Origin of the sequence: Enterococcus gilvus ATCC BAA-350 (assembly GCF_000407545.1) — a bacterium.
In the GTDB taxonomy this organism is placed as follows: Bacteria; Bacillota; Bacilli; order Lactobacillales; family Enterococcaceae; genus Enterococcus_A; species Enterococcus_A gilvus.
Genome location: NZ_ASWH01000001.1, coordinates 2,639,306 through 2,655,968, shown reverse-complemented (window position 1 = coordinate 2,655,968; position 16,663 = coordinate 2,639,306). Strand labels below are relative to the sequence as shown.

At 42.8% G+C, this 16,663-nt stretch carries 20 protein-coding genes and 1 pseudogene; 10 read left to right on the top strand and 11 right to left on the bottom strand.

Going from position 1 to position 16,663, the window contains the following annotated elements:
• Nucleotides 1-40 precede the first annotated feature (40 nt).
• Nucleotides 41-682 (bottom strand): hypothetical protein, encoded by a 642-nt coding sequence (locus tag I592_RS13165; protein WP_010779702.1) that lies wholly within the window; start codon nt 680-682, stop codon nt 41-43.
• A 300-nt stretch (nt 683-982) separates the two neighbouring features.
• On the opposite strand from I592_RS13165, the gene I592_RS13160 reads away from it, so the two are divergent.
• Nucleotides 983-1,300 (top strand): magnetosome magnetite crystal formation protein family, encoded by a 318-nt coding sequence (locus I592_RS13160; RefSeq protein WP_010779703.1) that lies wholly within the window; start codon nt 983-985, stop codon nt 1,298-1,300.
• A 70-nt stretch (nt 1,301-1,370) separates the two neighbouring features.
• On the opposite strand, the gene I592_RS13155 is transcribed toward I592_RS13160, so the two are convergent.
• The 7 genes from I592_RS13155 to I592_RS20755 all read right to left on the bottom strand — a co-directional run bounded on the left by I592_RS13155 (nt 1,371) and on the right by I592_RS20755 (nt 5,956).
• On the bottom strand, nt 1,371-1,709 hold the full coding sequence (locus tag I592_RS13155) for a RidA family protein (protein ID WP_010779704.1): 339 nt from the start codon (nt 1,707-1,709) through the stop codon (nt 1,371-1,373).
• 120 nt (nt 1,710-1,829) lie between these two features.
• Entirely contained in the window at nt 1,830-2,006 is a 177-nt protein-coding gene (locus I592_RS21435; protein WP_155857542.1) for a hypothetical protein, read from the bottom strand.
• Between the two features lie 97 nt (nt 2,007-2,103).
• Nucleotides 2,104-2,592, bottom strand: a complete 489-nt coding sequence (locus tag I592_RS13150; protein ID WP_244265179.1) for a MepB family protein — start codon at nt 2,590-2,592, stop codon at nt 2,104-2,106.
• A 66-nt stretch (nt 2,593-2,658) separates the two neighbouring features.
• Nucleotides 2,659-3,270, bottom strand: a complete 612-nt coding sequence (locus tag I592_RS13145; RefSeq protein ID WP_044926296.1) for a Type 1 glutamine amidotransferase-like domain-containing protein — start codon at nt 3,268-3,270, stop codon at nt 2,659-2,661.
• Between the two features lie 140 nt (nt 3,271-3,410).
• Nucleotides 3,411-3,920: a GNAT family N-acetyltransferase gene (locus I592_RS13140; protein WP_010779707.1), complete on the bottom strand. Its 510-nt coding sequence runs from the start codon at nt 3,918-3,920 to the stop codon at nt 3,411-3,413.
• 52 nt (nt 3,921-3,972) lie between these two features.
• Nucleotides 3,973-4,332 (bottom strand): DUF1304 domain-containing protein, encoded by a 360-nt coding sequence (locus I592_RS13135; RefSeq protein WP_010779708.1) that lies wholly within the window; start codon nt 4,330-4,332, stop codon nt 3,973-3,975.
• 664 nt (nt 4,333-4,996) lie between these two features.
• Nucleotides 4,997-5,956, bottom strand: coding sequence for a hypothetical protein (locus tag I592_RS20755; protein ID WP_010779710.1), 960 nt, complete (start codon nt 5,954-5,956; stop codon nt 4,997-4,999).
• Between the two features lie 314 nt (nt 5,957-6,270).
• Between I592_RS20755 and I592_RS13125 the strand changes: the two genes are divergently transcribed.
• Nucleotides 6,271-7,731, top strand: coding sequence for an NAD-dependent succinate-semialdehyde dehydrogenase (locus I592_RS13125; protein WP_010779712.1), 1,461 nt, complete (start codon nt 6,271-6,273; stop codon nt 7,729-7,731).
• 598 nt (nt 7,732-8,329) lie between these two features.
• Nucleotides 8,330-9,823, top strand: a complete 1,494-nt coding sequence (locus tag I592_RS13120) for an AcpB/EbpR/MafR family transcriptional regulator (RefSeq protein ID WP_010779713.1) — start codon at nt 8,330-8,332, stop codon at nt 9,821-9,823.
• A 104-nt stretch (nt 9,824-9,927) separates the two neighbouring features.
• Here the strand turns inward: I592_RS13120 and I592_RS13115 are convergent, their stop codons facing one another.
• Complete coding sequence (locus I592_RS13115; RefSeq protein WP_010779714.1) at nt 9,928-10,128, bottom strand: hypothetical protein; 201 nt, start codon at nt 10,126-10,128, stop codon at nt 9,928-9,930.
• A 130-nt stretch (nt 10,129-10,258) separates the two neighbouring features.
• The gene (locus I592_RS13110) at nt 10,259-10,855 is read right to left on the bottom strand and encodes a hypothetical protein (RefSeq protein ID WP_010779715.1); all 597 of its coding nucleotides are present in this window, start codon (nt 10,853-10,855) and stop codon (nt 10,259-10,261) included.
• 255 nt (nt 10,856-11,110) lie between these two features.
• Between I592_RS13110 and I592_RS13105 the strand changes: the two genes are divergently transcribed.
• The 4 genes from I592_RS13105 to I592_RS13090 all read left to right on the top strand — a co-directional run bounded on the left by I592_RS13105 (nt 11,111) and on the right by I592_RS13090 (nt 14,672).
• The gene (locus I592_RS13105) at nt 11,111-11,887 is read left to right on the top strand and encodes a TatD family hydrolase (protein WP_010779716.1); all 777 of its coding nucleotides are present in this window, start codon (nt 11,111-11,113) and stop codon (nt 11,885-11,887) included.
• Entirely contained in the window at nt 11,880-12,443 is a 564-nt protein-coding gene (gene rnmV, locus I592_RS13100) for a ribonuclease M5 (RefSeq protein WP_010779717.1), read from the top strand. The genes I592_RS13105 and rnmV overlap by 8 nt, the downstream gene beginning before the upstream one ends.
• The gene (gene rsmA / locus I592_RS13095) at nt 12,440-13,318 is read left to right on the top strand and encodes a 16S rRNA (adenine(1518)-N(6)/adenine(1519)-N(6))-dimethyltransferase RsmA (RefSeq protein WP_010779718.1); all 879 of its coding nucleotides are present in this window, start codon (nt 12,440-12,442) and stop codon (nt 13,316-13,318) included. Before rnmV ends, rsmA begins: the two co-directional genes overlap by 4 nt.
• A 172-nt stretch (nt 13,319-13,490) precedes the next feature.
• On the top strand, nt 13,491-14,672 hold the full coding sequence (locus I592_RS13090; RefSeq protein WP_010779719.1) for a DUF3089 domain-containing protein: 1,182 nt from the start codon (nt 13,491-13,493) through the stop codon (nt 14,670-14,672).
• 143 nt (nt 14,673-14,815) lie between these two features.
• On the opposite strand, the pseudogene I592_RS13085 reads toward I592_RS13090, so the two are convergent.
• Nucleotides 14,816-15,145: pseudogene (locus tag I592_RS13085) on the bottom strand (SIS domain-containing protein); the annotation flags it as partial.
• 1 nt (nt 15,146) lies between these two features.
• On the opposite strand from I592_RS13085, the gene I592_RS22015 reads away from it, so the two are divergent.
• From I592_RS22015 to I592_RS13075, 3 genes are all read left to right on the top strand, one after another.
• Nucleotides 15,147-15,344, top strand: a complete 198-nt coding sequence (locus I592_RS22015) for a beta/alpha barrel domain-containing protein (protein ID WP_071875855.1) — start codon at nt 15,147-15,149, stop codon at nt 15,342-15,344.
• The gene (locus I592_RS20750) at nt 15,296-15,487 is read left to right on the top strand and encodes a hypothetical protein (protein ID WP_049944381.1); all 192 of its coding nucleotides are present in this window, start codon (nt 15,296-15,298) and stop codon (nt 15,485-15,487) included. Before I592_RS22015 ends, I592_RS20750 begins: the two co-directional genes overlap by 49 nt.
• A gap of 336 nt (nt 15,488-15,823) precedes the next feature.
• Nucleotides 15,824-16,657, top strand: coding sequence for a PRD domain-containing protein (locus I592_RS13075; protein ID WP_010779721.1), 834 nt, complete (start codon nt 15,824-15,826; stop codon nt 16,655-16,657).
• The last annotated feature ends 6 nt before the right edge of the window (nt 16,658-16,663 follow it).

The following is a 16,663-nucleotide window of genomic DNA, read 5'->3' as shown; positions in this document are numbered from 1 at the left end:
TTTTCCATTCTGATCCCTCTTTTTTAGAATATATGTGTCACTAGATGCGAACAAATTCAATGATTTTGTATACAATGACTTGATAGCCTTCTGGGTTCGCAGGAGTAAAAGCTAAAGCAAGATGTCCATTCTTCATGTAATAAGCAAAAACTTTTGTGTCGTTGCCGTTAAAAGGAGTAAAAAAATCTAAACTGGCAGCATTCCTGGATGGCGAAAGTTTCAGTTCAGTATTTACCTTCACTTCTTTTTGAAGTCCATTTTCTGATATCTGTATTTTTTTAGTATCAATTGTTTGAGGAACAAAGACAGCTTTTTCTTCCATATGCGCTTTTGGATCAGGATAATCTTTTGGGCGTGCCCGTACTAAAATCTCTCCCGTATGTGATTGTGTACTTAAGGAATATTCCCATTCATTGCTGAATTCTCCCTTATACATATGGTCAGTATCAAACGAGACACTGTAGGGATAGTTTTCTTCTACCGACTGTTTTTCAGAAGGAGTTGTTTGCTCAGATATATTAGAGGTTGTGACTAAAGTATTTTCTCTCGAATCACTATCGCTTTGGGCATAAATATTTAGGAAAATAGATGCCAACAATAAAATGATAATTGCTAGCAAGAATAGAATCATCCATTTTAATTTTGTATTTTTCTTCATGATATAATGTTGTTTTCGTTTCATTGTGAGCCTCCGAAAAAAAATCATTTACTAAATTATACTATATTCATTGCCAATCCTGAATAGTACAACAAATAGAAGTTCAGGTTCTGCCAAAACGGTAGCTTTGTAAATCAATATTCTGTTCATAAAAAAAGAGGGATTCTATTGCTCGGTAATTGTCAGTGATAGTGCAAGTCGCTCCATATCTGCGCATTAACTGTAATTTGTGTCGCATTACTCGACATAGTTGGTTGTTTTTACAATAGTTTCTTTCGCTAAACTACTTGTAGAAACGAAACACAGTATGTAGGAGGAAATACAATGAACGAACGAAAATTATTGAATGGCCTGTCGTATATCTCGATTGTTTTTGCCCCGATCCTTTTTCCATTGATCGTATGGATCGCCAGTCAGGATCTAGATGTAAAGGGACACGCCATGAACGCATTAAAATTACATTTGATCCCCGTTCTATTGACAGCGATCGTTACGGTCATTCTTGGATTCACCGGACTTTTAACGAATGATCCGCAATCAACCGGCTATGTCGGTGTGGTTTTATTGGGCATCGTCGGTTTAGTGGATGTCAGTCTAGCTGTTTACAATATTGTAAAAGGCATCAAATGCTTCATGGGATAGTCGTGAATAGAATAGAAAAAAGAGCGGACAATTTGTCGGCTCTTTTTGTTTGGGGAAAATGAATTTCCAGCTATTTAAGTGCAACGGTGGCATCTATCTCTACCTTGAACTTGGGATTTACCAAACCTGCGACGATCACTACTGTCATCGCAGGTTTATTTTCTCCGTAAAAGGTTACTAAGGCCGTTCGAAGGGGCTCCAAAAAGGCTGCATCGGTCAAGTAAACGTTCATTTTAACGATGTTCTCCGAACGCGCGCCGTTATCGTCTATTAAGGAAGCGATTTTTCCGACAACGATTTTTAGTTGTTCGGTAATGTCTTCTGGAATGAAGGTGTCCTTTTGAGGTGTTTGCCCAGAAATAATCAGTAACGGTGAATCGGTAATAATGCTGTCAGAATAAATAGCCATAAAAACACTCCTTTTTTTCGTATCGTAAGCGGAAATCAAATAAGAGAATCATTTACGCACACGATCACGAACGATTTTTAATAAAAAAAAGTCTCATGGAAGAGACCGAAGTGACACACACTATGGTTTTTTTCGCGTGGCAACAAAGCGGGCGGCAATGTAATAAAAAAGAGTACCAAATGCCCCTGTAGCCCCAACAAGAAAATACCAATTGGATGTATATATTGAAAGTCCAAAAAAGAACAATAGAATGATCGATGTGATTGCAATGCCTAAATTTGCTTGTTTTAGACTCAAATGAATCGCCTCCTTAATTAGTTCATTAAGTATAGGACATCCGAAAAGAGGATTCAATCATTTTGCTGACCACTATTTTGTTTATCTGACCAAAAAATTACTTATCTATCCCATCAGGCAGAGAATCCTTTTCGACGCCTCGATTTTCTGAGGTATTCGTAAAGTATTCTATTTGCCAGCTTTGAGTCATGTGTGCCGTTTTATTTAGTCCCTGTTCCCATGTCGGATAAACACGTAATGCCATTTTTCCTTTTGTGTCGGGTCCTTTCAGGATTCCTTTTTCCAACAATCGTTTTTTAGGAAAAATAAAATGCCCAGAGAAGGGAGCATCAAGGACCGTAACGATCACTTTTTCGGGACTGTCTTCATAGGAGAAGGGATGGTTCGTTCCGGCGGGATCTTTTTCCCAAAAAGCGACAAAATAGCCCTTCTTCTTGGGCGTTAATTTCCCACGTCGGCTGCGGAAGGACGTTCCCTCTAGCGAAAAGGTGACACCTTCGTAGGCGTCATTTTGTTTTTCTAACTGGAGATGCTGGAGGCTGCCTTTGACCAATTGGTTATTTAAATAAGTGAGTGAAGCGTTCAAGGTTTTTCCTCCTGACGAATAAACGAGCATACCAGACACTCCTCGTACGAAGTCTCCTCTATTAATTTAGATCACTTCAAATGTCGTTCCATTGACCAGGAGTACTTCGTCATTTTTAAGCGGGATCAAATCTTTTTTATCCTGATTGCTTTCAACGATCGTCGTTGTGATCTCTGCAAAGGGTTCTTCTTTATAATGGGGCAGCGGGTAATAAGGAATCACGTTCAGCCCTTGCGTTGACTGTAAAGAAGAGGCTTTAGAGCGGTCGTCTAAAGGAGAAATATAATCGATCGCGGCGGAAGTGATCACGGCACCGGCGGATTCACCGATGTACATTTTTCCAGCCTTTATTTGTTCGATCAAGACCTCAAACGTCCCGGAGCGATACAATTGTTCCAGCAAATAGAACGTATTGCCCCCAGAGATATAGATCATCTCATTTTTTTGTAAGGTGTGTGCGATAACTTCGGGAGACTCAGAAGAAATATCCACTACATCGATCGTAAACTGAAGTCGCTTGAAAACCTCTAAGGCTTCCTCAACATAAAAATCTACCTCCTCGACGAAACTGGCGGTTGGGATAAAGGTTACGCTTTTGTTATAGGAAAATTGCTTCAAATACGCGTCAAATTTCGCTTCTACATCCGAAAAGGAAGAAGCTAAGAACATCGTCATCATAAAAAAACCTCTTTCTTATTGATAGTTGATTATATAATAGCAGTTATAACTAATTTTATCAAACGTACGTTCGGTTTTCGGGTGAAAAAATAGCCGATCGATAAAGTAGTTTTTATAGACCACTTATTTATCGGCTATTTTTATAGAATGTCGTCCCAGTTCGTCCCGCGTTCGACGAAACCGATCGTTTTGTATAAACGGTAAGCGGGGATGTTCTTGGCTGCGACAACCAAGAAGAGCTCCTGATGCTGCTTCGACTTTTTTAGTTCTTCTTTTGCCTGCTGGATCAATTGCTTCGCAAGACCGTTTCCTTGCTGCGTTGGGTGTATGGCGACGTAAAGAATCAACGGGATTCCACGAAACAACGAGGTGATCAATGTGCCGATCAGCGTTTCGCCGTGGAAGAGATTAAAGGATAAAGAAGGGAGGATTTCTCCGTATTTACCCGTCATCGTAGAAGCGACTTCGGTTTCCCATTCCTCCAGAGACTCTCCTTGATCATCGAGGGAATCTTTAAAAGAGTCATACAATAATTTTGCGAGACGTTTCTCTTTGCTGTCCAACGGTGCAAAGTGATATCCCTCAGGCAAGGCGCAAAGAGAAGGTTCTGTTGGTTGTTCCGGTAGCGTAAATGACAAAATGTTCCGCATGGATTCTTCGCTCCTTTGACTGTTACTAAGGTCTCGCTATAAAAGTGCTTGTTTAAAAGAAAGTGGTAAGCAACGTCAAGATAGCAAGTCCGCCTTGAGTAACGATTATTTTTTTATCGCTGGTCAGACTGCCATACAAGGCAACTAAAATGATATAGCAAAGGATCAATCGATTGATCTCTACTGAAGCGTTGGCTGAAAAAATACTGTAAATCAGACCAATTCCAAGTAGACCATTATAGATTCCTTGATTTTTGAAGAGGGTAGCGACAGATTTTCTATTTAGCTCGTCCTTCGACATCCGAAATACCTTGCTGGTAGCTTTTGAGGTAGTAGCAAAAGTTTCTAAATACATAATATAAAAAAATTCCAGTGCAACCAACAGCGTTAGGATTGTTGTTAGTAATGACATGATTCATTCTCCTTAAAATAAACATTGTAATTGAAATTATAGTAAATAAATAATATTCGGTCAACGAATAACTTGGAGAGAGAATCACGACTATACCAATGACATAAAAAATAAGCAGCGAAGGACTCGCTGCTTGAAGGGTCTAAAGGAGTAGGGTCAAAAATACGCCTCATTAAAAAGCATCATGAGGATGAAAAGTGAAACAAGTTCTTGCGAGAAAGATACCAAGCACGCCTTGTTCCCGTTAGAGCTGGTCAATCAGCAACACTCTTTACAGGAGGAAAAATGTTTGTCCGGAGCTTCTGTTTTGGCGATGCTCAAGGCCTCTTCATAGGTCGTGGCCTTTCCGATCAAACTCCGTTCAGAAACTTCTGGTAAGAAATCGCAAGTATCCGTATGGATTAAGTGTTCATTCGTGCGTGTGGGTGTATCGCAATAAAAAAAGAAGTTCAACTTAAATCACCTCAGTTATTTATTTATGAGAAGAGTATAACAATAAAACGATTACAAAGTAAATGCTCTTTTTATTTACTGTGCATTTATAAGCGCTATTCGTGGATTTCTTCTTATTTTTATTAAAGTTTTTACAGGGGATGCGCCTTGATTTCTATTTTTAAGCAGCACAAATAAACATGGGGTAGTTAAAAAATTGAAAAAGGCCACGTTACAGTTTGATCATCTGCAATAATTTGTCAAAGAAGGTTTTATCTGGCGACACGGGGAGCGGGGCATGATCAGATACAGAGACTGATGGATCTGCTAGGTCGTCGGCCATCTTATGCAGGTGCTCCTTGCTTGAATTGCCTATGAAGGTCTTTGAAGGAGGCGATGGCGGCAGCGTCGCTTTTTCAAGGGCGCGTTTTTTCCGATGCGCGTCATAGGTTTCTTCTTTCTCCATGACGTTGGTTGTTGTTGGGGCAGGGGTTTCTTCGACCGCTTTGTTGACGGGTACAGGGGCTTTTTTCGTTGTCGCTTTTTTGCCCGCTTTGGTCGCAGGTTCTTTCTTTTCCTCGCCAAAATGACCGAGGTGTTTCACTTCGTAAGTAACCCCCGCGACAAATTCTGCGAAACGATTGATCCCGTTGGATTCAAAAATCGATAGGGTGGTCAGAATCGTCATCAAGCCGCTGAGTGCGTCGGCTGATTTTGTCGGATCGGTATTTTTCAGTACCCATGTCTGTTTTCTTCCGGCACTGGTGCGAAAGACGGTGTGGGTATTGTAGGTGACACCAGGATCACTGGGTTCCTTCTCTGGGGCATCGATGACAAGATAGTCGATGGCGGCAGCGGCTGTTTTGGTGAGTTGGCGGTAGTGTGTTTTATCCGTGAACAGGCGTGCGCACACGGATTCCCACTCGTTTTGCTGGAAGTAGCTGCGGAAATAGGGCAGAAAGGTGCGCAAAATATCTGATTGTTTGGCAGTTAGGTAAATCGAGCGGATGAGCTCTGGGAACATCATAGAGAAGCCGCCTAGTGTGAGACTGTTGCGGACAAGAATCGCGACTGCGTATTCAATGACATTGTCGGCGTGTTGGCTTTCTTTGTAATAGGCATTCACTCGTTTTTCAAGGCTGGTTCTTTTCATGGTAAAAAGCTGTCTTCTTTCTAGTGGCTTGATGGTCATAGTGGCTTCTCCTTTGGCTGCGTAATCGCTGGATTTTTTTTCATTAGTTTTTTTTCTATACTGCTATCATACACCGAAAACCCTTTCATGAGTTTGCCTACTTTTTTCAATAAATTAATAATTTTGCATAATTATTTTTTAGGTCTCGCATCTTTTTTGTTTTTTTTTTCTAAGTTTTTTCTATAACAAGCCGATTTTTTGAGCTTTGATTTTATCCGTGTTACGGTGAATCATGTAGTAGGCAGCGGGAAAATCAGGCTGTCGAAGGAATAGAACCACTACCACACATGAGAAAATAGGAGGAAATTAGACACATGGCAAAACATCAAGGATTACCAGCAGTCGAAACACGTCTCTATATTAACGGTAAATGGGTGGAAGGCTCAGAAGGCGCGGAACCCGTGACCAATCCTGCGACGGGGGAAACCTTAGCAGAGGTTCATGTCGGCGGTGAAAAAGAAGTGCACGCAGCGATCGAAGCAGCGAACAAGGCGTTTCCTGAATGGACACGTAAATCCGCGGCAGAACGGGCTGAATTAATGAATAAAATGGCGGATCTCGTGGAAGAAGACGCGGATCGTTTAGCGACCATTATGACGATGGAACAAGGCAAACCCTTAACACAAGCAAAAGGCGAGATCCAAATAAACGTGGAGAATCTGCGATGGAATGCGGCAGAAGGACAGCGAGTGCTTGGCGAGATCGTTCCGTCACCAGCTACGAACCAATGGCAGGTGCGCAAACAAGCGGTAGGTGTCGTTGGCGCGATCACCCCATGGAACTTCCCGTCAAATATGATCATTCGGAAAATCTCTCCGGCGATCGCGGCCGGCTGTACTGTAATTTTAAAGCCATCAAAGGACACGCCGCTTTCTGCATTGGCGTTGATGGAATTGTTCGATAAGGCAGGCTTTCCTGAAGGCGTCGTGAATATCGTGATGGGGGATTCCTCCACGATCGGACAAGTATTGTCAGAATCAGACGACGTTCAAAAAATCACCTTTACCGGTTCGACTGAAGTAGGGCAAACGCTGAATGAACAAGCAGCGCCTACATTGAAGAATGTTTCAATGGAATTAGGCGGACACGCACCCTACATCATTTTCCCAGATGCGGACATCGAACGAGCGGTGGATACGCTGATCCAAACGAAATTTATCAACAACGGGCAAGTCTGCACGTCACCAAATAGAATCTTTATCCACAAAGACATTAAAGAAGACGTGACGAATCGTTTAGTGGAAGCAATCAAAGAAGTAACGGTAGGCAATGGCTTGGACGATACGACTGTTGGTCCATTGATCAATAAAGACGGCGTCGAAAAAGTCGTGGAGCAGTTGAAGGATGCGACGGACAAAGGCGCGAAGTTCTTAGCAGGTGGACACAAGCTGGAAGACGGCGAGTACGCAAATGGGAACTTCTTTGAGCCAACGATTCTAGACGGGGTCACGAAAGAAATGGACATCTTCTATAAAGAAACCTTTGGACCTGTCATTCCATTGATCACGTTTGAAGACGAAGAAGAAGTCATCAAGGATGCGAACGATACAGAATTCGGATTGGCCTCTTACTTCTTTGCGACAAATATCCATACCATCGACAATGTCAGCAACAAGCTGCAATATGGGATGGTGGGTGTGAACGATACCGATATTTCGAATTCCGCAACCCCATTCGGCGGCGTGAAGCACTCTGGCTTTGGTCGCGAGAACGGCACATACGGTGTGGAAGAATATGTCGAAGTGAAATTCGTCAACATTCGCACAGCGAAATAACCCTTTTATATAGTAGGAAACCGACAATTCCATTGGAGTTGTCGGTTTTTTTGTGGGGAGAATCAGGTCTGTTACGCAAGTAGGAAGGACAGAGAGAATTGTTTTTTGCGAGGGTTTCTTTGATTGGAAATAGCATTTGTACCTATTTGTTCGAATTAAAATAGTGAAAATTCAAACAAAACAAAAAAAATTCAACTATTAGTTTCTAAAAAAATTTATTTTAAATTTAGAAAGTGAGTTAAATAACGAATGATTTTTAAAAATACCTCTTTAGAACAAATACAATCTAATTTAAGATAACAGCCTTTTTTTAAAAGGGGCAAAAAGCAGAAATGCATTATATCAGTTACCATGAATATACAGTGAGACAACGGATAAACCGAAGCAATAAGCGAGTCCCTTTTATTGTTTGGCTTTTTCTTTTGTCACTCGTTTGATACGAAGGGGGTGGTCGCGCAATCAAAGGCGCAGGCAATAAGAGTTTTACTAAATGACGCATGTGTGAAGCTGAAGGGGTTTTGCTTCATACGCAAATGACGTGAATGTTTTAGTTACTGTTTGTGGGGTACACAGAGGAGTTAAAAAAGAGGGTGAAAGTGTGGATTTTAGAGAGATATTAGGGGTTAGTAACCTCCGACATCTGCGTTTAGTGGAGATACTATACGCCTGTCGGGTCGGTCTATCCAGTGACCAGTTATTAGAGGAGTTGGAATGCTCGTTGTCGGTTTTATTAAAGGATGTCAAACTGATCAATAGTCAGCAAGACGCCTTTCGAATCGTAAAATATAAAGGACTTTACCAGTTGCAGATCAAATCGCATGTCAGCATCAACCGATTGTATGCCGACACGATCCAGCAGTCACCAGAGTTTCAGATCATCGAAGAGCTGCTGTATGAAGAATGCGAAAACATCATTGATTTATCGAAAAAGCTCTTTTTGAGTCCGTCCAAAACACAGCGGAATCTCAAAAAGATCGAGAGCGTCTTGACCAAATCAGGCGTCACCTTGCAGTATCGACCGTTGCGTCTTGAGGGCAAGGAGAGCGTGATCCGTCACATGTATTACCGCTATTTCATCGAAAAATCAGACCGTCTGGATTCGCTGTATCGGGATTTGAAGGAATTTCAGATCAAGGCGATCACAGAGCTGGTAAATCAATTCATTCAAGTAAATAAATTAGAGGACAACTTTATCTCGCGGAAGCGGCTCGGGTACAACATGTACATCAGCTTGTGGCGAATCAAGAATGGTCATTTTTATCCAAAAGCCGAGCTGGACAGTGACTTGATGCTGCCGGAGAGACAGCTATTGGATGCCTTCAAGCGGATGGCGATGGAAGTTTTTCGCGTGAAGCTGTCTTCGGATAAAATCAAGGACTGTCTCTGGCTGTCCTATGGCGATGTGGTGGTGGCAGGCAAAGGACAGCTCCACAGCGCATTGAAAAAAGAGGACACCTACGCGGAGTATTATTACCGTCATTTGGAGCTGGTGGAGGAATTCGACAGTCTGCTGAATTTCTCATTAGGCAACGGGAAGAAGCAGGAATTGGCGGTCGTTTTGATGAATGAGCATCGGATCTATAAGCCTACTGGTCAATTGATCGAGATCTTATTCCGTCAGCGGCGGATCTTCCTTGAAAAATTATCAGAGACCCATGATCAGGCGGTAAAAAAGGTGAAGAAGATCGTGGAGTATTTTGTCAGACGCTATCAGATGTATCAGGAAGAAGACTTTATCTGGAACTACGTGTACATCCTGATCACGATGGTGCCGCAAAGCTTGACGCTCTTAGCAAGCTGTGACCGCCCGTTGAAGTTGCTGCTGTTGTCTGAGCTGTCGCCGACCGAAGAATTTTTCTTAGGCAATCAAATCGAAAATCAAATCTACGGAAATTTTGAGGTCCACTATGTCGAAAAGAAACTCAGCAACGTGAACATCAATCGCTCCGAGCTGGAAAAATATGACGCACTGATCACATCGAGCAGTGTCGAAGAAGTACCGGAGGAGTATCCAACAGTGGTGATCGACCCATTCCTGACGAATCAGGATGTCTTTCAACTGCAACAGCTCATTAGTAAACTGGCTGGTTGAAAGGGTCCGTTGCTGCCCCAGAAAGGTCAAGGGTTAGAAGATCTGATCATCCCCAGAAAAATAGGCAGTGAGAAAATCGATTGATTTTCTCGCCGCCTGTTTTTTTACGATCGAAGGATTTTTTTCCGTTTTACAGTATACATGGTCTCCTGAAGTGTCTGTCGAGGGGCTGTCAGCTGATCCAAGATCTTGTAAGCGTGGGTGAAATTCCTGGCGTCGACTTTGTCAAAAAAATTGCGACCTAATTCTTTAAAGGCTTTGGCCAATCGTTCTTCATCTGCTGGCAACTCGTATTTTGCGATCATGAGGTTCCCTCCTCCAATCAACTAAGGCTTTCTGACGAACAGCTACACGTTTATTTTACCAGAGGGCCTTCGCTGAAAGTAAAAAAATATCCTTCACGAAGACGTTTCTTCAGGAAGGATATTTTTTTGTTCAGCGTTTTGGTCGATTGGGAACGCTGGTCGTCCGAAACGGCTTTTTGAAGCGCTTAGGTAAGACTAGCGAGATCAATTCAAAAGGTGTAGCTAAAACCGTCCAGGCCACTTGGCGGGCACTTGGATGGAAATAATAAACCTGCATCATGACAAAATGAAGCAGCAATAATCCCGGCAACAATTCTAGTCCGATCTGCCACGAAGCATCCCAATGGGTAAAGTAACGGAGCAGACTCAAGCCCAACGGATACAAGTAGAACAGAGACGTCACCAGGTTCACACGCCAGCTTTTGGTCAATAAGCGCAGGTTGAATAGGAAAAACAGTGCCGATAAAACGATCCCGATTGGCGGGAACAGGCTGACTAAAAAGGAATAAAGCGCGCCGAAAAGTAAAATTCCCGGTCCTTTGAGTAAGGCTGCGACAAGGATCAAGGCACCGATCAGTAATAATTGCTGTTTAATGGTCGCGATACATAAAATAGCGAACAACGCCAAAGTAGCCCAATGCCAAAAACTGCTCACGGCTTCCTTATCAGGATACCGTTGCTTCAGGTAACGTGCAGCATTTGGAAAATCTTGTTGAAAATTAGGCATACGATCCCCTCTTTCTAAATCGTCGATAGACACGTATTGTCCGTGTATCGATCCTTAGTGCCTAGTATAGAGAGAAAGCCGAGGAGAAACATCCGACTTTCGACGGATTTTCATAAGGAATGAGAAAATTTGAGATTTGTGCTATTGTAGGGACAGTTCTACTTGAGTGAGCAAGTAGTAAAAAGAATCGTACAACAACGTTTGAGGCTTTCGCAGCGTCGAGCGTTTTATTGTTAACAGTTGGAGGAGAGGAACATGATTTTTGATTCTCATACGCATTTGAATGCGGAACAATTTGAAAATGAGATCCCGGAAACCGTCGAACGGGCACGAGCGCTTGGTGTGACGGAGATGGCTGTTGTCGGCTTTGATACGCCGACGATCGAGAAAAGTTTAGAGCTGAACCAGCAATATGAAGGGATCTATTCCATCATTGGCTGGCACCCGACAGAAGCGGGCAGCTATACGAAAGCCATCGAAGAAGACTTGATCAAAAAATTGACACTGCCGAAAGTGGTGGCATTAGGTGAGATCGGATTGGATTATCACTGGATGGAAGATCCAAAAGAAGTTCAAGACAAGGTGTTTCGTCGTCAGATCGCGATCGCCAAGGAAATGAATCTGCCCATCAGTATCCACACGCGTGAAGCGTTGGAGGATACGTACAAGATTTTGAAAGAGGAAGACATTCGCGACATCGGCGGGATCATGCACAGCTTCAGCGGCAGCGGTGAATGGGCGGAGCGCTTCTTAGATTTAGGGATGCACGTTTCTTTTTCAGGTGTGGTTTCCTTTAAGAAAGCCCTGGATGTTCAAGAAGCAGCGACAGTGGTGCCAATGGATAAATTATTGGTCGAGACCGATGCGCCGTACCTTGCGCCAATGCCGTACCGCGGCAAACGCAATGAACCAGGCTATACTCGTTACGTGGTGGAGAAAATCGCGGAATTGCGCAATTTGCCGATGGAGGAAGTCGCACATCTAACGACGCAAAATGCCCATCGCCTGTTTAGGATCACTGCCGATGACTAAAGAAAAGATTGAAGAAATCATCGTTGTTGAAGGCAAGGATGATACGAAGCGACTAAAGGAAGTCTTCGATGTCGATACCATCGAGACGCGCGGCTCAGCGATTAATGAAGCGATCTTAGAACAAATCGAGCATGCACAGGCAACACGAGGCGTGATCGTTTTTACCGATCCTGACTTTTCCGGCGAGAAGATCCGCAAGACGATCATGGAAGCGATCCCCGATGCCCAGCACGCCTTTTTATCCCGGCGAATGGCGGCTCCGCAAAAACGCGGGGCAAGTCTTGGTGTCGAGCACGCCAGTGACGAAGCGATCATTGACGCCCTTCACAAAGTCGTGACGCCAGCGGAGAGCAACGAGCCAAAAATAGCTAGACAAACACTCTTGGAGTATGGTTTAATAGCGGGAGCTCAAGCCCGTGAGCGTCGGGAACGTTTAGGGGACGAACTGAAGATCGGCTATACGAATGCCAAACAATTAGAAAAACGATTAACGATGTTTCGGATCACCGAAGCACAACTGCACGAGGCAATGAGGAAAGTAGAGGAAACTTCTTGAACGAACACAAAGATATCGCAACGCCTTCTCGAACACGAGAAATCCTGCAAACGCACGGCTTCTCCTTTAAAAAGAGCTTGGGTCAGAACTTTTTGACCGAACCCAATATTTTACAAAAAATCGTCGCCACTGCCGAGATCGACAAGCACACCAACGTGATCGAAGTCGGACCGGGAATCGGCGCATTGACTGAACACTTAGCCCGTGCGGCGCATCAAGTTCTCGCGTTTGAGATCGATGACCGTCTGATCCCTGTTTTAGTAGATACGCTAAGTCCTTATGACAACATCCGTGTCGTCCATAACGACATTTTAAAAGTCGATTTGAAAAAAGAAACGGCGTATTTTGACCAAGCTGGGCCTATCAAAGTCGTGGCGAATCTACCGTATTACATCACGACGCCGATCATGATGCACATCTTGGAATCCGAACTGGATGTCGACGAGATGGTGGTCATGATGCAACGGGAGGTCGCGGATCGCATCTCCGCAAAACCAGGCACCAAAGCCTATGGGTCCTTGTCCATTGCAGTTCAATATTATATGGAAGCAACGACAGCCTTCATTGTACCGAAGACCGTCTTCATTCCGCAGCCCAACGTCGATTCGGCGATCTTGCGGCTGGTTCGCCGTAAAACACCGGCGGTAGAAGTAACGGATGAAAGAGAATTCTTCAAGCTAACAAAGTCGGCCTTCATTTTGCGTCGCAAAACGCTATGGAACAATCTATTAAATACTTACGGCAAAGACGACGCGACCAAAGCGTGGCTAGAAACCAGCCTGCAGCAAGCGGAAATTGATCCGAAGCGACGAGGCGAAACACTCTCGCTGGAAGAGTTTGCCAGATTGTCGAATGCGCTGGAAGCGAATAAGTAAGCAAGACCTGTGACAGCAATGTGTCACAGGTTTTTTTCGATAGTCTTCGATCCCAAAAGCGAAAGAGTGGTTGCTTTCTTTTTATTTTTTCATTAAATCCACAGTAAATTTGTCAAACAAAACCCCACTCACCTATAATAGAGAACATAAATTTGTATTTTTGGAGGACACAATGAAAAAATTGATCATTGGACTATTAGTGGTATTCGTTCTGGGTGCAGGCGGCTATTACGCATATACGACATTCAGCGGAAACGAAGAAGCTTCACCTAAACAAGAAACACGCAAAGCGAGCATCAAAGCAAAAGAACCAGAAAAAGCGGGTGAAACGATCAAAGCCAGCGACTACAGTGATGCGGATAACTGGTTGTCAAAACCAACGGATATTACCAGCCAAGCAGATGTTTTCATGTTGTATCCGACAGCTTACGCACAAAAAGACAGCAATGCCTCACCAGTTGCTAAAATCGACAACGCAACGATGCGTGCGGGCGCACAAGTATTTCTAGCGACGCAAGGATCTGCCTTTGACACAAGCGGCAATATTTTCGCGCCTTACTATCGTCAATTAGATGCCAACTGGCTGTATTCAAAACAAAAAAGTGAACAAAATGAGTATGTTGATGGGATTCCAAAAGCAGACGTCATCGCCGCTTTTGACTACTATATCAAACACGAAAACAACAACCGTCCTTTCATTTTAGTTGGACACTCGCAAGGTGCCCGCATGATCAAAGCGATCATGTATGATTATTTCAAACAGCATCCTGGCGTGAGCGACCGCATGATCGCCGCGTATGTACTGGGTCAATCGGTCACACAACAAGAAATGACAGACAATCCGCAGGTCAAATTTGCGACAGGCCCGGATGATACCGGTGTCGTTGTTTCCTATAATACTGTTGCTCCAGACTTTAACGGACAATTACCAACCTGGGACGAAGGTGCCTTAGCCATCAATCCGATCAATTGGAGAACCGATGGGACGCCAGCGACCGCAAACGAAAATCTAGGCTCTTATGTTCGCAATGACAACGGCGACTATGCTAAAGTGATGAACCTCGCGGATGCGACGGTAGATGGCACTCGCGGCCTCGTCGTGTCTTCCACAGTCGACAAAGCGAAATATGAAATGCCGGAAAGCACACGAAAACTTTATCCAGCAGGCTCGTACATGAACAATGACATCAGTTTCTATTATTACAACCTGCAGCAAAATGCTGAAAACCGTGAAGCACAATATTTTGCTACACATCCGCAGCAAACAACTCAAACACCTACACCGGATGCCAACCAGCAACCGGCACAGCAAGACCCGCAAACAGTTGATCCAAATCAACAAACGGCGCAATAGTGTTTCAAACTGCCTCTCCAATTGGAGGGCAGTTTTTTTCGCTAAAAAAGATTGATCGCCTCAGAAGAAATACTTAGGCGATCAATCTTTTTGTCGTTACTCTAAACTTTTATCTAGGTCGAGCAAAGCACTGTCTCACGTAATTATATTAAGTTTATGTTATTTCCAATCTCGTATCTTTGAACCAGCAAGTCATAGAGATACAATTGCGAGATTTTGCTTGCTAATGAGACGCCGTTGAGAAATTCATCAATGATTGTTTGCAGTGCAACCTCGCTCAATTGAGAAATGGGAGAAAGTTGATAATTGGTAATGGCTAAAATCTTTGTTTGCTTCTCCTTTGCGATCGCTAAGGAATCATGAGTATCCTTTGTTCTTTCCGAAAGTGAAAAGCGGATCATCAAATCCTTCTCCGTTAATAACGACGCGACTTGTACCTGAAAATGTGGATCGATCACGTAGCGAAATTGTACCTTGCGGCTACGGCCAGATGGTCAGTCCATCAATCAATTTATTGAAGAAAGTAAAGCCAAATATCCGAATCAATTATTGATGTCGGATAGTGCCATATTTGTGGAAGGCGTCAATGCTGCGCAAGCGGGTGTCAATTTTGTGGGACGACCTTGCGAGGGTATATCGCGGCAGAAATCATGTCAAAAGCGGAGTTGGTAAATGCATTATTTGATGAAGGAATCGCGGCGATCGCAGAAGGGAAGATCTGCGTATCAGAAGAAGTACGGGAAATGCAGGCGTTGTTGATGGCGGCGAAATTAAATGACCAAAGGAGATTGTTGAACGGTTTATCCAAGCATTAACAAAAGAGGAGAATATAAATGTTTGAAAAGTTTTCACAGTACGTAGTGGAATTATATAAATTAATCCTATCATAAAAAAGACAGTGAATATTTAGGATAATTACTATATCAGTTGATTGGAAATGTTTGATTACGTCATTTTGAGTTTGAATTTGTTTGCTTATATCAATTTAATGTTTACTTATTTAAAAATCCGTGCTATACTCGCTGTAGTAAAAATGATAACTAGTGGATCGTTACTAACTTGATTAGGCGAGACTGCGAATAGTAGAGCAAAATTTCTTCGGGAAATCGTCTACTGTTTGCAGTCTCTTTTTGTTTGAAGGGAGGATAGAAATGTATCGAATCGTTAAAGTTCTAAATAATAATGTTGCTATTGTGAGAGATGCATCAAATCAGCAAGCGGTAATCATGGGCGCTGGAATCACCTTTCAAAAAAAGAAAGGTGATTTGATTGGTGAAGACTCTGTAGAAAGAACCTTTACATTGCGAAATAAAGAATCTCAAAATAACTTTTCTACGTTGCTAAAAGATATCCCATTGGATTTTATTACGACATCTTATGAAATAATCGAACGTGCCATTACTAATTATCACTACCCTGTCCAAGAGTATATTTATGTCACTTTGACTGACCATATTTATTTGAGTTATCAAAACTTGAATAAAGGAACCTATGAAAATACAGCATTGCCAAATATGAAAGCGGATTATTCAACGGAATTAAGTATTGGCAAAGATGCTCTAGTGCTAATCAAAGAAAACCTCGGTGTTGCTTTTCCTGAAGAAGAGGTTGGTCGAATCGCGTTGCATTTTATTAATGCTAAAGGGACTTCTGCAGTTGTAACGACAGATGTTCGCATTGAAAAGAAAATGATTTTATTGGTGCAAAGTGAGTTGTCTGCTTCGGGAATTCGCAGGACCGATAAAAACAAAAATTATTACGATCGCTTGATGATTCATTTGAATTATTTCCTTGAACGGATTATGAATGAGTCGAACGAAACCGAACCGTTCTCTTTGAATTTTGAAGATACCTTAAAAAAAGATTATCCACGGGCTTATCAAATAGGAAATCGAATTTATGAATTGATTGAGAGTCATCTGGGAAAGTCATTGAATGAAAACGAGCGAATCTATTTTACGATCCATGTGCAAAGACTTTTATAAAAGAGG

Excerpts from the sequence above, each read along its gene's own strand:
- I592_RS13165 (WP_010779702.1), bottom strand. The coding sequence starts at position 682 with ATGAAACGAAAACAACATTATATCATGAAGAAAAATACAAAATTAAAA.
- I592_RS13160 (WP_010779703.1), top strand. The coding sequence starts at position 983 with ATGAACGAACGAAAATTATTGAATGGCCTGTCGTATATCTCGATTGTT.
- I592_RS13155 (WP_010779704.1), bottom strand. The coding sequence starts at position 1,709 with ATGGCTATTTATTCTGACAGCATTATTACCGATTCACCGTTACTGATT.
- I592_RS13145 (WP_044926296.1), bottom strand. The coding sequence starts at position 3,270 with ATGATGACGATGTTCTTAGCTTCTTCCTTTTCGGATGTAGAAGCGAAA.
- I592_RS13140 (WP_010779707.1), bottom strand. The coding sequence starts at position 3,920 with ATGCGGAACATTTTGTCATTTACGCTACCGGAACAACCAACAGAACCT.
- I592_RS13135 (WP_010779708.1), bottom strand. The coding sequence starts at position 4,332 with ATGTCATTACTAACAACAATCCTAACGCTGTTGGTTGCACTGGAATTT.
- I592_RS20755 (WP_010779710.1), bottom strand. The coding sequence starts at position 5,956 with ATGACCATCAAGCCACTAGAAAGAAGACAGCTTTTTACCATGAAAAGA.
- I592_RS13125 (WP_010779712.1), top strand. The coding sequence starts at position 6,271 with ATGGCAAAACATCAAGGATTACCAGCAGTCGAAACACGTCTCTATATT.
- I592_RS13115 (WP_010779714.1), bottom strand. The coding sequence starts at position 10,128 with ATGATCGCAAAATACGAGTTGCCAGCAGATGAAGAACGATTGGCCAAA.
- I592_RS13110 (WP_010779715.1), bottom strand. The coding sequence starts at position 10,855 with ATGCCTAATTTTCAACAAGATTTTCCAAATGCTGCACGTTACCTGAAG.
- I592_RS13105 (WP_010779716.1), top strand. The coding sequence starts at position 11,111 with ATGATTTTTGATTCTCATACGCATTTGAATGCGGAACAATTTGAAAAT.
- rnmV (WP_010779717.1), top strand. The coding sequence starts at position 11,880 with ATGACTAAAGAAAAGATTGAAGAAATCATCGTTGTTGAAGGCAAGGAT.
- I592_RS13090 (WP_010779719.1), top strand. The coding sequence starts at position 13,491 with ATGAAAAAATTGATCATTGGACTATTAGTGGTATTCGTTCTGGGTGCA.
- I592_RS13075 (WP_010779721.1), top strand. The coding sequence starts at position 15,824 with ATGTATCGAATCGTTAAAGTTCTAAATAATAATGTTGCTATTGTGAGA.